We start from the raw sequence: 12046 nt of genomic DNA, 5'->3' as shown, positions 1-12046 counted from the left end.
GGTCACTCCGATGGGTTGGGTAAAGCGAGGCGCGAGTTGTCTTCGGCGCCCTCTTCTGTGCCCACACGTTTTTCGTTCAGGCGCACGATGTCGCCCGCAGACACATCGCCGGTCACATACACGCCGTCAAAGCACGACGCATCAAAGCCATCAAGCGCAGGCGCATCGCTGGCCATGGCCGCACGCACGGCTTGCTTCATGGCGTCGACGTCTTGGTAAATCAAGGCGTCGCAGCCAATGAGTTGACGCACTTCGTCGATGGTGCGGTTATGCGCCACCAGCTCTTCGGGCGTGGGCATGTCGATGCCATACACGTTGGGGAAGCGCACAGGCGGCGCCGCGCTGGCCATGTAGACCTTGCGTGCACCGGCGTCGCGGGCCATTTGCACAATCTCTTTGCTGGTGGTGCCGCGCACGATGGAGTCGTCCACCAACAGCACATTGCGGCCTTTGAATTCGCTGGCAATCACGTTGAGCTTTTGGCGCACTGATTTTTTGCGCACACCTTGGCCCGGCATGATGAAGGTGCGGCCCACGTAACGGTTTTTCACAAACCCTTCGCGGTAAGGCACGCCCAACAAATGCGCCAGCTGTGTGGCGCTGGGGCGGCTGGACTCAGGAATGGGAATGATCACATCAATGTCTGTCGGCGGCACCACGGACACCACGCGCTTGGCCAAGGTTTCGCCCAAGTTCAAACGGGCTTGGTAGACCGAAATACCGTCCATCGTCGAGTCAGGGCGCGCCAAATACACGTATTCAAAAATGCAAGGCTTGAGCTGTGGCGCTTCGGCACATTGCATGAAGTGCGCTTGGCCTGCGAGGTCAATGAACACGGCTTCGCCCGGCGCAATGTCGCGCTCAAACACATGGCCTGTGCCTTCCAAAGCCACCGACTCGCTGGCCACCATGTAAGTGCCATCCGCACCGCGACCAATACACAAAGGGCGAATGCCAAAGGGGTCGCGGAAAGCCAACAAGCCGTGGCCTGCAATCATCGAGATCACAGCGTAAGAGCCTTTGATGCGGCGGTGCACACGACGCACAGCATCAAACACATCAGCAGGCTTCAAAGGCAAACCGCGTGTGGCTTTGTCAATCTCGTGAGCCAACACGTTGAGCAGCACTTCAGAGTCGCTCTCGGTGTTGATGTGGCGGTGGTCTTCGGAGAACAACTCGGCCTTCAGCGCATGCGCGTTGGTCAAGTTGCCGTTGTGCACCAACACCAAACCAAACGGCGCGTTCACGTAAAAAGGCTGGGCCTCTTCTTCGCTGAACGCGTTGCCTGCTGTGGGGTAACGCACTTGGCCCAAGCCGTTGTTGCCTGGCAAGGCGCGCATGTTGCGGGTGCGAAACACATCACGCACCATGCCTTTGGCTTTGTGCATGAAGAATTTACGGTCCAGCTGGGTGACGATGCCCGCGGCATCTTGGCCGCGGTGCTGCAAGAGCAACAAGGCGTCATAAATCAACTGGTTCACAGGTGCGTTGCTTGCAACGCCGACGATGCCACACATTAGGGGAGGTACTTTCCAAAATCAGCCGGTAGCACCGGCTTCAACACATGCAAAAACTGTTGCAACAACGGCGCGCCTTGCGCCTGCTGCCAAGCCTGCGACGCATGCAGGGGCGTCATGCCCACCACCACCGTCGCCGCCAGCAAAATCACCAATCCGCGCAGCAGGCCAAACACGGCGCCCAGCAAACGGTCTAAAGGCCCTAGCCCCACCGCGGACACCATTTTTCGAATGAGCCAGCTCAGAAAAACAGTCGCCACCAGCACGGCCACAAACACCGTCACAAACCCAGCGGCGTAACGCAACATTTGACTGCTGCCCTCCATGGGCAACCACGCTGCGGCTTGAGGGGCATACATCTGAGACACAAAAAATGCCACCACCCAACCGGCCAACGACAACACCTCGTGCACCAAACCGCGCCAAATACCCAACAAGAAAGACAGGCCCAAGACGGCCAGCAGAATCCAATCTACCGCCGTGAGGTTCAACATCACAGCGCCAATACAGCGGGCTGCAACTGCAGCTGCTTGATTTTGTGAGCCACTTTGTCGGCTTCGTCACGGCTGGTGAAAGGCCCAACGCGCACACGCGTGCGCGGCCCTTCTTTGGTCGTGGCCACATGGGTGTAGGTTTTGTAACCCGCTTTTTCTAGCTTGGCACGCACCTCACGGGCTTTGGAATCTTCAGAAAAAGAACCGACTTGCACGATGAATCGGGGCGCGTTGTCTTTGCTGTCAGAAGCGGCAGATTTGTCGTCTGCGGGCTTCACATCAGTTTTGGCAACCTCTGTTTTAGCGGGGTCCGCTTTAGGCTTCACGTCAGCTTTGGGCTCGACTTTGGGTTCGGCCTTGGCTTCAACCTTGGGGTCAGATTTGGGGGCTGATTTACCGGAAACCATCACCTCTTCTTTGGGGTCCAAACCGGCACCCGTCGCCAAGGGTTTGGTGGTCGACGAGGCCGAGACCAAAGGTTTGCTGTTGGCACGATCTGGAATGTCAACCGCGATGTCCACCGACACGGGCCGCGGCTGGGTGTCAAACACCAGCGGAAAGCCCACCACGCCCAAAACGACCAACACCGAAGCGCCAATCAAACGATGACGGGCGCGACGACGCAAAACCTCGACGCTTTCGGTCGGTGAATTGCTGAAATTACCTGCGTGCTCACCAGCGGCGCGACCGGGCAATCGAAACTTAAAAAAGGCCATGAATGGGGTCTCAGGAGCTCAAATGTGGGGCATCTAAACGGGGGACACCCTCCGCCAATACACCCCCGACCGTGAAGAACGATCCGAAGACCACAATTCTATCAGTGGGGTCCGCCGCCGCCACCGCCGCTTGCAGTGCCGCTTGCGGGTTGGCGTGGGTACTGGCCTGCACGTCTTTGCGGGTTTGGGTGGCTTGCCACTGCGCCTGCAATTGCTCGGCACTGGCGGCACGCGGGGTGGGTAAATCACAGAAATACCAACGGTCGACCAAGGGGCCTAAGCGCGCCAGCATGGGCGCCAAGTCTTTGTCAGCCATGGCCCCAAACACGGCGTGGGTGGTGGGGTAAAAGCCCATCGCATCCAAATTGGCCGTCAAAGCAGCCACCGCATGGGGGTTGTGCGCCACATCCAGCACCAAGGCAGGTTGGCCGGGCACGATTTGAAAACGACCGGGTAACTCGACCATCGCCAGCCCATTGCGAATGGCCTGCGCCGTCACGGGAATGCGGGTGCGCAAGGCCTCTAAGGCCGCCAACACGCCACTGGCATTCACCAATTGGTTGGCACCGCGCAGCGCTGGGTAAGCCAAACCGCTGTAGCGACGGCCCCGCCCTGCCCAACCCCACTGCTGCTTGTCGCCGGTGAAGTTGAAATCTTTGCCAAATTGCCACAGATCAGCGCCAATTTCTAAAGCGTGGTCCAACACGCTTTGGGGCGGCACAGGATCGCTCACGATCACGGGGCGGCCGGTGCGCATGATGCCCGCCTTCTCGCGACCAATCGTTTCGCGGTCGTTGCCCAAAAACTCCATGTGATCGAGGTCAATGCTGGTGATCACCGCGCAATCGGCATCGATGACGTTGACGGCGTCCAAACGCCCGCCCAGCCCGACCTCCAAAATTGCCACCTCTAACTGAGACGAGGCCATCAAACTCAAAATGGCCAAGGTCGTGAACTCGAAGTAAGTGAGCGACACCTCATCACCGTCTTGAACCCGCGCTGCCTCGACACGCGCGAAGTGCGGCAACAAATCGTCGGGCTGCACGGTTTCGCCGTGAATGCGGCAGCGCTCTTGAAAATGCACCAAATGCGGCGAGGTGTACACCCCCGTGCGATAACCCGCCTGCAACAAACACGCCTCCAACATCGCGCAGGTCGAACCTTTGCCGTTGGTGCCCGCCACCGTGATCACGGGTCCGTCAAAGTGCAAATTCAGGCGCTCGGCCACCACGCGCACACGGTCCAAGCCCATGTCGATGTTTTTGGGATGCAAACGCTCGCAGTGCGCGAGCCAACTGTCTAATGAATTCATGGTCTGGATTGTCGCCCACCTGCCGTCTTGCGGCATGATGTCGCCCCATGAACACAGCATCCATCACCGTTTACGGCATTCCCAACTGCGACAGCGTCAAAAAAGCACGCGTGTGGCTCAGCGAGCATGGCATTGACTACACCTTCCACGACTTCAAAAAGCAAGGCGTGCCAACTGTCGCCGTTGATCTTTGGCTGTCTCAGGTGAGCTGGGAGGTCTTGGTCAACCGCAAAGGCACCACCTGGCGCAAGCTCGACCCCGCCCTGCAAGCCAGTGTGACCGACGCCGCCAGCGCACGCGCCTTGATGCTGGAACACGCCAGCGTGATCAAGCGCCCCGTGGTGGTCAAAGGCCAAACGACCATCGTCGGCGTCAACCCTGAAGCTTGGCAGCGCGTTGTTGCCTAAAGTCTGAGCGCGGTTTTACCCCTGCTTTACAGACGCCAAGCCGTACACAAATCACGCGAAGACTACACTTAGTCTAGGTTCAGAAAAAGGTAAGTACCATGAAAAAATTCATCACGCACAGCAGTTTGACAGTCGTCGTTTTGGCCGCTTTGTCAGGCGTGAGCCTCGGTGCTCAGGCCCAAGAAGTGGGTCGCGTCATCTCCAGCACGCCCATCATTCAACAAGTGGCCGTGCCGCGTCAGGTGTGCAACAACGAACAAGTCGTGAGCCAAGGCTCGAAGTCAGGCGCGGGTGCCGCTATGGGTGCCATTGCGGGTGGCGCCATTGGAAACAGCATGGGCCAAGGCTCTGGCCGTGCTGCAGCCACCATGCTCGGTCTGTTCGGCGGCGCGATCTTGGGAGACAAGGTCGAAGGCCCCGGAACACCCGAAGTGCGCAACGTGCAAAACTGCACCCAGCAGATGTTCTACGAGAACCGCACCATGTCTTACAACGTGGTGTACGAATTCGCAGGCAAGCAATACACCGTGCAAATGCCACAAGACCCAGGCCCCACCGTGCGCTTGCAAATCACGCCGATGGCCAACCCACCTAGCCAAAACTACAACTCGGCCCCCCACTCAAGCTACCCCGTGCCCCCCGCAGGCTCGGCCCCCCGCTACTGACACGCTGCGACGGACACGCTGCTTCGAAAATAGCCAGCTTTGCCAGCAAAAGCCGCCTTGTGCGGCTTTTGTCGTTTTCGGTCCCCTAAAATCTAGGGTTTTGCAAACCAACCCCTTTTCGCACCATGACCACAGAAAAAATTGACGGCGCCAGTGTCACCACCAAAGCCAATGTGTACTTTGACGGCAAATGTGTGAGCCACGGCCTGACTTTGGCTGACGGCACCAAGCTGTCGGTGGGCGTCATCCTGCCCGCCACCCTGACATTCAACACGGGCGCTCCTGAGATCATGGAATGCGTGGGCGGCTTTTGTGAATACAAACTCGACGGCAGCCAAGACTGGGTCAAGTCCAGCGCAGGCGAAAAATTCAACGTGCCCGGCAACTCGAAGTTCGACATTCGCGTGACCGCGCCCTACCACTACATCTGCCACTTCGGTTAATCGACGGCGGACACACCACACCATGAGCACCATCCTCCAACACCTCCCCAAAGGCCAAAAAGTCGGCATCGCCTTCTCAGGTGGCCTCGACACTTCTGCTGCCCTCTTGTGGATGAAGCAAAAGGGCGCTGTGCCCTACGCCTACACCGCCAACCTCGGCCAGCCCGACGAGTCGGACTACAACGAAATCCCACGCAAAGCGATGGAATACGGCGCAGAAAAAGCCCGCCTCATCGACTGCCGCAAACAACTTGCCCACGAAGGCATTGCCGCTATTCAGTGCGGTGCGTTCCACATCAGCACCGGTGGCATCACCTACTTCAACACCACGCCTTTGGGCCGTGCCGTCACCGGCACCATGCTCGTGGCTGCAATGAAAGAAGACGACGTCAACATCTGGGGCGATGGCAGCACCTTCAAGGGCAACGACATCGAGCGCTTCTACCGCTACGGTTTGTTGACCAACCCCAGCTTGAAAATCTACAAGCCTTGGTTGGACCAGTTGTTCATCGACGAACTCGGTGGCCGCGCTGAAATGTCAGCCTTCATGACCGCCAACGGTTTTGGCTACAAGATGAGCGCCGAAAAGGCCTATTCGACCGACAGCAACATGCTGGGTGCGACCCACGAAGCCAAAGATTTGGAAAGCCTCCAAAGCGGCATGAAGATCGTCATGCCCCTAATGGGTGTGCCCTTCTGGCGCGACGACTGCGTGGTGAAAGCCGAAGAAATCAGCATCCGTTTTGAAGAAGGCCAACCCGTCGCCTTGAACGGTGTGGAATACGCTGACCCTGTGGAGCTGTTCCTCAAAGCCAACGAAATCGGTGGCCGCCACGGTTTGGGCATGAGCGACCAAATCGAAAACCGCATCATCGAAGCCAAGAGCCGCGGCATCTACGAAGCCCCGGGCATGGCGCTGTTGCACATCGCTTACGAGCGTTTGGTGACGGGCATTCACAACGAAGACACCATCGAGCAGTACCGCATCAACGGCCTGCGCTTGGGCCGTTTGTTGTACCAAGGCCGCTGGTTCGACCCACAGTCCATCATGCTGCGCGAAACCGCCCAACGCTGGGTGGCTCGCGCCGTGACCGGCACTGTGACCCTAGAGCTGCGCCGTGGCAACGACTACTCAATCCTCAACACCGAGTCGCCCAATCTGACTTACGCGCCAGAGCGTTTGAGCATGGAAAAAGTGGAAGACGCGCCGTTCAGCCCGCTGGACCGCATTGGCCAATTGACCATGCGCAACTTGGACATCGTGGACACACGCGCCAAGCTGGGCATCTACGCACACACCGGCTTGCTGTCGTTGGGCGAAGGTGCTGACATGATCAAGTTGGATGGCGGGTCTAAGAAGTAAGCGACTTCTTTCTTCCATTGAAAAAGCGACCTTTTGAGGTCGCTTTTTTTATGGCAAGTTGTTCGCGGAAGCCGCATGGCGATGTGCGCTGCAAAGCGAAGTCAAGGGGGAGGCTAACGGCCCTAGGCCGAAGCCGGAGGACATTCGCTTTGCAGCGCACATCGCCATGCGGCTTCACCTTACACCACCACCGGCTCAGGCTCCAATCGAATGCCAAACCGTTCATACACGCTGGTTTGAATGGCTTTGGCCAAGGTCATGACTTCGCCGCCTGTACACGGGTTGTCGCGGCCGCCTTTGTTGACCAAAACCAAGGCTTGTTTTTCGTAGACGGCTGCGTTGCCCACGGTTTTACCTTTCCAGCCGCAGGCGTCAATCAGCCAACCGGCGGCGAGTTTGATGCGGCCATCGTCCAACACGTAGTGCACCACTTTCGGGTCGCGGGCGATGATGTCGTCGCATTGGTCTTGGGTGACGGTGGGGTTTTTGAAGAAGCTACCAGCGTTGCCAATGACCGCGGGGTCGGGCAACTTGGCTTTGCGAATGGCGCAGACCCATTCAAAAATTTGCATGGCCGTGGGTTGGCTGATGCCGGTTTCGGTCATTTTGCGTTCGAGGTCGAGGTAGCCCAGCACGGGCTTCCAGTCTTTGCGCAGCAAGAACCGCACGCGGGTGATGAGGGCTCTGCCTGCCAACCCTAAGCCCCTGCTCTCCCCGTCCCGGCCACTGCTTTCGTGCTTGAACACCGAGTCGCGGTAGCCAAAGGCACATTGCGCCGAATTGAGGCTGAAGGTCTGGCCCGTGGTCAGGTCGATGGCGTCTAAGGACTCAAACCGGTCTTGCAACTCCACGCCATATGCGCCGATGTTTTGCACAGGAGAGGCGCCCACGCAGCCTGGGATGAGCGCCATGTTCTCTAGGCCCGGCCAGCCGTTGTCCAAGGTCCAGCGCACCAAGTCGTGCCAGCTTTCACCGGCGGCGGCTTCGACCACCCATGCCTTGTCGGTCTCTTGCACCAAGCGCATGCCTTTGAGCTCGACTTTAAGCACCAAGGGTTTGACGTCACCGGTCAGCACCATATTGCTGCCGCCGCCCAGCACCAGCTTCGGGCTCTCGCGCAACGCTGGGTCGGCAATGACGGCCTGCACATCGGCCTCAGATTGCACGCGCACCAACTGAAACGCCTTGGCGACGATGCCAAACGTGTTGTGTGCTTGAAGGGGGTAATTGGGCTCAACTAACATAGGACAATTGTCTCACTCTGATTTTGAAAGCTGACTGATATGCCCTCTTTTGACACCGTACTCGAGCCCAATTTGGTGGAAGTTAAAAATGCCGTTGAAAACACGGCCAAAGAAATCGCCACCCGTTTCGACTTCAAAGGCACGTCTGCCGCGGTTGAACTGAAAGACAAAGAAATCACCATGTTTGGCGATGCCGACTTTCAGCTGGTGCAAGTCGAAGACGTGTTGCGCAACAAACTGACCAAGCGCGAAGTCGACGTGCGTTTTCTCGACAAAGGCGATGTGCAAAAAATGGGCGGCGACAAGGTCAAACAAGTCATCAAAATCCGCAACGGCATCGAAACCGAAGTGTCCAAGAAGATTCAACGCTTGCTCAAAGACAGCAAGATCAAAGTGCAAGCCGCCATCCAAGGCGACGCTGTGCGCGTGAGCGGCACCAAGCGCGACGACCTGCAAGCCGCCATGGCGTTGATTCGTAAAGAAATGACCGACCTGCCCCTGTCGTTCAACAACTTCCGCGATTAAACCCAACGGGACACACTCCAGGGGCCACAGGGGCCAGAGCCCCATTCCTAAAGAGCGCCTCTCAATGCCATCTCAACTCAGACACCTCGTATTGATCTTGGGGGACCAGCTCGACGAAGACGCTTCGGCCCTGAGCGACTTCGATCCCCAACAAGACGCCATTTGGATGGCCGAGGTTACTGAAGAGTCCACGCACATCACGTCGGCCAAACAACGCACCACCGTTTTTCTAAGTGCCATGCGTCACTTCGCGGCCAGGCTGGAAGCACGCGGCTGGACCGTGCTCTACACCCCGTTGGATGCGCCTGACAACTCGGGCACCTTGGCGGGCGAATTGGACAAAGCCATTCTTCGCACCCAGCCCCAGAAGTTGGTGATGACGGCGCCAGGCGAATGGCGCGTGCTGCAAAGCCTGCGATCGGTCGCCTGCACCCATGCCTTGTCCCTTGAAATTCGGGACGATACGCACTTTTTCAGCACCGTGCGTGATTTCGCCGAACATGCCCGAGGCCGCAAGCAACTGCGCCTAGAGTTTTTCTACCGCGAGATGCGCCAAAAAACTGGCATCTTGATGGACGGTAAAAAACCCGTGGGCGACCAATGGAACTTCGACGCAGACAACCGAGGCAGCTTTGGCAAACAAGGCCCCGGGCTGTTGCCACAACCCAGCCGGTTTGAACCCGATGCCATCACCCAAGACGTCATTCAATTGGTGAACCAACGCTTCGCGCACCACCCTGGCTCGGTGGCGAGCTTTGGCTGGCCCGTCACGCGCGAGCAAGCGCTGTCGGCCTTGGCGGACTTCATTGCGCACCGACTGCCCAGCTTTGGCCTTTACCAAGATGCAATGTGGGAAGGCGACGTTTGGCTGTACCACTCGCACTTGTCGTGTGCCTTGAATTTGAAACTGCTCAACCCACGCGAAGTCGTGGCCGCGGCAGAAGATGCGCTTCGCCGAGGGCATGCCCCCCTAGAAGCGGTGGAAGGTTTTGTGCGTCAAATCTTGGGCTGGCGTGAATACGTGCGCGGCATTTACTGGACGCACATGCCAGACTACCTAGAGCGCAATGCCATGCAGGCCCACGAACCGCTGCCCGAGTTTTACTGGACCGGTGAAACCGAAATGGCTTGCCTGCGCGACGCCATTCAACAAACCTTGGCGCATGGCTACGCACACCACATTCAACGCCTGATGGTGACGGGCCTCTACGCCTTGCTGCTGGGCGTCGAGCCCAAAGCTGTGCACCAGTGGTACTTGGGCGTGTATGTCGACGCCGTGGAATGGGTCGAGCTGCCCAACACCTTGGGCATGAGCCAATTTGCCGACGGTGGCCTCATGGCCAGCAAGCCCTATGTGGCCAGTGGCAAATACATAGACCGCATGAGCAACCACTGCAAAGGCTGCCGCTTCAACCCCGCCCAATCCACAGGCGAGACGGCCTGCCCCTTCACCACCCTGTATTGGGACTACCTCATTCGGCATGCAGACACGCTGGCCAAAAACCCGCGCATGCTCATGCAGCTCAAAAATGCAAATCGCCTCACGTCCGAAGAGCGTGAGGCGATTGCTTTGCAAGCGCAGTCACATCGACACATCGGCCACCCAGTGGCCTAAGCGTCTTTTAACCGCAGCGCTGTAACGCTCACTTTTTCTTATTCACGGCCGTCTTAAACACGGCACCCGCAGAAAACTTAGGCACCGTGGCCGCCGCAATTTTCAGGGGCTCGCCGGTGCGAGGGTTCTTGCCCGTGCGCGCTGCACGCTTGGCCGCTTTGAAAGTGCCAAAGCCAATCAACTGCACATCTTGCTTTTTGGCCACCGTTTTGACGATGGTGTCGATCACGGCATTGAGCGCGCGCGAAGCATCGGCCTTGGACAGCTCGGTTTCCTTCACGATGGCTTCAATCAATTCAGACTTATTCAATGGTTTCTCCTTGGTCATAAAAATACTTCATCAACGGCGATCAACGCCCTGCGCTGCAAGCACCGGTTACCGTTGGGTCGCAAGTTACCGTCACACCGCCCTGAGGCGCTGCAACCGAGGCCTTGACCTGCGTGACCACCGCCATTTGCTCTGGCGACAGCGCCTGCAGCTGAACCGGTGTCAGAGCGCCCATCTGTTCGGTCGTCAAACCGCCCAGGTGAGCCGTCGTCAAACTGGCAATCTGCTTAGGCTCCATCACCGACAACTGTAACGGCGTGATGCCCTGCACCTGCGAAGCACTCAGCCCCGTCACTTGCGCGGGCGTCAGGCTGGCCGACTGGCTGGGCGCCAACACCGTCACCACAGCAGCCACTGAGGGCGCCACAGGCACCACGTTAGGTTGGGCTGCAGGACTCACGGCAGACGTGAAGCTACCGCCTTGGGTGTTGGCGTTACCGCCAGCAGCGCTCTTGAGCGACAACAGCGCTTGCTGGCTAACCGACAAGTTGCTCAACTGTGCCTGCGTCAACGCCGCCACCTGTGCGGCCCCCATGCCACCGAGCTGATTCACGCTCAACGCGCCCAACTGCGTAGCCGACAAAGCAGCAACCGCCGATGCGGGCAAGGCCGCCACTTGCGAAGGCGTGAAGCCGCCGAGTTGCTCGCGGGTCAAGGCCGTCAATTGCGTTGGCGTCAAAGCGGCCACATCCGCATTCGACAGCGCTTGAATCTGCGCTGGCGTTGTCGAGGTGCTCACAGTTGCGGTCGCGTTGCTTGTGCTACCTGTGCTACCTGTGCTGCTTGAGGTGTTGGTGTTGCTACTTGAGCTACCTGTACCACCTGCACTGGTTGAACTGCCTGTGGTGCTAGTGCTACCTGTGCTGCTTGAACCACTTCCAATAGCCGTTTGAATGGTTGACTGTTGTGCCGATGTCACGGGTGGTTTTGTGCCTGACGTGTATGTGATTGACCTGAATCTTCCCGACGAAGACGGCCTGAGCCTCACACGGCGCCTGCGTGCGTCGCACCCCAATGTGGGCATCGTGATCACCACCGCACGCTCACAAATTGGTGACAAGGTGGTGGGTTACGAAAGTGGCGCCGACCTGTACCTGACCAAACCCGTGCACCCGCAAGAGCTGATGGCGGGTGTGGCGGCTTTGGGTAAGCGCATGAGAAATGCCACCTCATTGAGCCATACGTTGGTGCTGCAGCTCTCGCGTCTGTCACTCAGAGGCCCCGATCGCATGGTGACCCTGACGACGAGCGATGTGCAGATTTTGTGCGCACTCGCGCGGGCACCCGGCCAAAGCTTTGAATCGCCCCGCATTTCGAGGAGGCCAGTTGGTTTAAGTTAACACTTCGGTGTTGGCCTTCTCAGCGAGTTGCCGATAGTAGTTGGCCTCAGCCTCGGCAGGTGGAATATACCCAATCG

14 protein-coding genes are annotated in these 12046 nt (G+C 58.3%); 7 read left to right on the top strand and 7 right to left on the bottom strand.

Annotated elements, in window-relative coordinates; genetic code table 11:
- Positions 1 to 2 precede the first annotated feature (2 nt).
- Genes purF through folC form a run of 4 tightly spaced genes read right to left on the bottom strand, consistent with a single transcriptional unit; the run spans position 3 to position 4039 of the window.
- Positions 3 to 1517 carry an amidophosphoribosyltransferase gene (purF, locus tag C5F52_RS28255; RefSeq protein WP_104801710.1) on the bottom strand — a complete coding sequence of 505 codons (1515 nt, stop codon included), beginning with the start codon at positions 1515 to 1517 and terminating at the stop codon, positions 3 to 5.
- Positions 1517 to 2011 carry a CvpA family protein gene (locus tag C5F52_RS28250; RefSeq protein WP_104801709.1) on the bottom strand — a complete coding sequence of 165 codons (495 nt, stop codon included), beginning with the start codon at positions 2009 to 2011 and terminating at the stop codon, positions 1517 to 1519. Before C5F52_RS28250 ends, purF begins: the two co-directional genes overlap by 1 nt.
- On the bottom strand, positions 2011 to 2727 hold the full coding sequence (locus C5F52_RS28245; RefSeq protein WP_104801708.1) for an SPOR domain-containing protein: 717 nt from the start codon (positions 2725 to 2727) through the stop codon (positions 2011 to 2013). Before C5F52_RS28245 ends, C5F52_RS28250 begins: the two co-directional genes overlap by 1 nt.
- Positions 2728 to 2737: 10 nt before the next feature.
- Entirely contained in the window at positions 2738 to 4039 is a 1302-nt protein-coding gene (gene folC, locus C5F52_RS28240; protein ID WP_369954638.1) for a bifunctional tetrahydrofolate synthase/dihydrofolate synthase, read from the bottom strand.
- Between the two features lie 47 nt (positions 4040 to 4086).
- Here folC and C5F52_RS28235 point away from each other — a divergent pair, with 47 nt between their 5' ends.
- The 4 genes from C5F52_RS28235 to argG all read left to right on the top strand — a co-directional run bounded on the left by C5F52_RS28235 (position 4087) and on the right by argG (position 6917).
- Positions 4087 to 4446, top strand: a complete 360-nt coding sequence (locus C5F52_RS28235) for an ArsC family reductase (protein ID WP_104801706.1) — start codon at positions 4087 to 4089, stop codon at positions 4444 to 4446.
- Positions 4447 to 4544: 98 nt separating this feature from the next.
- Positions 4545 to 5111, top strand: a complete 567-nt coding sequence (locus C5F52_RS28230) for a glycine zipper 2TM domain-containing protein (RefSeq protein ID WP_104801705.1) — start codon at positions 4545 to 4547, stop codon at positions 5109 to 5111.
- 125 nt (positions 5112 to 5236) lie between these two features.
- Complete coding sequence (locus C5F52_RS28225) at positions 5237 to 5554, top strand: pyrimidine/purine nucleoside phosphorylase (protein ID WP_104801704.1); 318 nt, start codon at positions 5237 to 5239, stop codon at positions 5552 to 5554.
- A 22-nt stretch (positions 5555 to 5576) separates the two neighbouring features.
- Positions 5577 to 6917, top strand: coding sequence for an argininosuccinate synthase (gene argG / locus C5F52_RS28220; protein ID WP_104801703.1), 1341 nt, complete (start codon positions 5577 to 5579; stop codon positions 6915 to 6917).
- Between the two features lie 179 nt (positions 6918 to 7096).
- Here argG and murB read toward each other — a convergent pair whose 3' ends face one another.
- Complete coding sequence (gene murB, locus C5F52_RS28215) at positions 7097 to 8161, bottom strand: UDP-N-acetylmuramate dehydrogenase (RefSeq protein WP_104801702.1); 1065 nt, start codon at positions 8159 to 8161, stop codon at positions 7097 to 7099.
- Positions 8162 to 8200: 39 nt separating this feature from the next.
- Here murB and C5F52_RS28210 point away from each other — a divergent pair, with 39 nt between their 5' ends.
- Positions 8201 to 8686, top strand: coding sequence for a YajQ family cyclic di-GMP-binding protein (locus tag C5F52_RS28210; RefSeq protein WP_104801701.1), 486 nt, complete (start codon positions 8201 to 8203; stop codon positions 8684 to 8686).
- A gap of 64 nt (positions 8687 to 8750) precedes the next feature.
- Positions 8751 to 10301, top strand: a complete 1551-nt coding sequence (locus C5F52_RS28205) for a cryptochrome/photolyase family protein (RefSeq protein WP_104801700.1) — start codon at positions 8751 to 8753, stop codon at positions 10299 to 10301.
- A gap of 28 nt (positions 10302 to 10329) precedes the next feature.
- On the opposite strand, the gene C5F52_RS28200 is transcribed toward C5F52_RS28205, so the two are convergent.
- Positions 10330 to 10611 carry an HU family DNA-binding protein gene (locus C5F52_RS28200; protein WP_104801759.1) on the bottom strand — a complete coding sequence of 94 codons (282 nt, stop codon included), beginning with the start codon at positions 10609 to 10611 and terminating at the stop codon, positions 10330 to 10332.
- 40 nt (positions 10612 to 10651) lie between these two features.
- Positions 10652 to 11368 carry a hypothetical protein gene (locus C5F52_RS28195; protein WP_146100184.1) on the bottom strand — a complete coding sequence of 239 codons (717 nt, stop codon included), beginning with the start codon at positions 11366 to 11368 and terminating at the stop codon, positions 10652 to 10654.
- A 154-nt stretch (positions 11369 to 11522) separates the two neighbouring features.
- Between C5F52_RS28195 and C5F52_RS28190 the strand changes: the two genes are divergently transcribed.
- The gene (locus tag C5F52_RS28190; RefSeq protein ID WP_104801698.1) at positions 11523 to 11969 is read left to right on the top strand and encodes a response regulator transcription factor; all 447 of its coding nucleotides are present in this window, start codon (positions 11523 to 11525) and stop codon (positions 11967 to 11969) included.
- The last annotated feature ends 77 nt before the right edge of the window (positions 11970 to 12046 follow it).

Source organism: Limnohabitans sp. TS-CS-82 (genome assembly GCF_002943475.1).
This window is presented reverse-complemented; position numbering and strand designations above follow the sequence as displayed.

Excerpts from the sequence above, each read along its gene's own strand:
- purF (WP_104801710.1), bottom strand. The coding sequence starts at position 1,517 with ATGTGTGGCATCGTCGGCGTTGCAAGCAACGCACCTGTGAACCAGTTG.
- C5F52_RS28250 (WP_104801709.1), bottom strand. The coding sequence starts at position 2,011 with ATGTTGAACCTCACGGCGGTAGATTGGATTCTGCTGGCCGTCTTGGGC.
- C5F52_RS28245 (WP_104801708.1), bottom strand. The coding sequence starts at position 2,727 with ATGGCCTTTTTTAAGTTTCGATTGCCCGGTCGCGCCGCTGGTGAGCAC.
- folC (WP_369954638.1), bottom strand. The coding sequence starts at position 4,039 with ATGAATTCATTAGACAGTTGGCTCGCGCACTGCGAGCGTTTGCATCCC.
- C5F52_RS28235 (WP_104801706.1), top strand. The coding sequence starts at position 4,087 with ATGAACACAGCATCCATCACCGTTTACGGCATTCCCAACTGCGACAGC.
- C5F52_RS28230 (WP_104801705.1), top strand. The coding sequence starts at position 4,545 with ATGAAAAAATTCATCACGCACAGCAGTTTGACAGTCGTCGTTTTGGCC.
- C5F52_RS28225 (WP_104801704.1), top strand. The coding sequence starts at position 5,237 with ATGACCACAGAAAAAATTGACGGCGCCAGTGTCACCACCAAAGCCAAT.
- argG (WP_104801703.1), top strand. The coding sequence starts at position 5,577 with ATGAGCACCATCCTCCAACACCTCCCCAAAGGCCAAAAAGTCGGCATC.
- murB (WP_104801702.1), bottom strand. The coding sequence starts at position 8,161 with ATGTTAGTTGAGCCCAATTACCCCCTTCAAGCACACAACACGTTTGGC.
- C5F52_RS28210 (WP_104801701.1), top strand. The coding sequence starts at position 8,201 with ATGCCCTCTTTTGACACCGTACTCGAGCCCAATTTGGTGGAAGTTAAA.
- C5F52_RS28205 (WP_104801700.1), top strand. The coding sequence starts at position 8,751 with ATGCCATCTCAACTCAGACACCTCGTATTGATCTTGGGGGACCAGCTC.
- C5F52_RS28190 (WP_104801698.1), top strand. The coding sequence starts at position 11,523 with ATGGTTGACTGTTGTGCCGATGTCACGGGTGGTTTTGTGCCTGACGTG.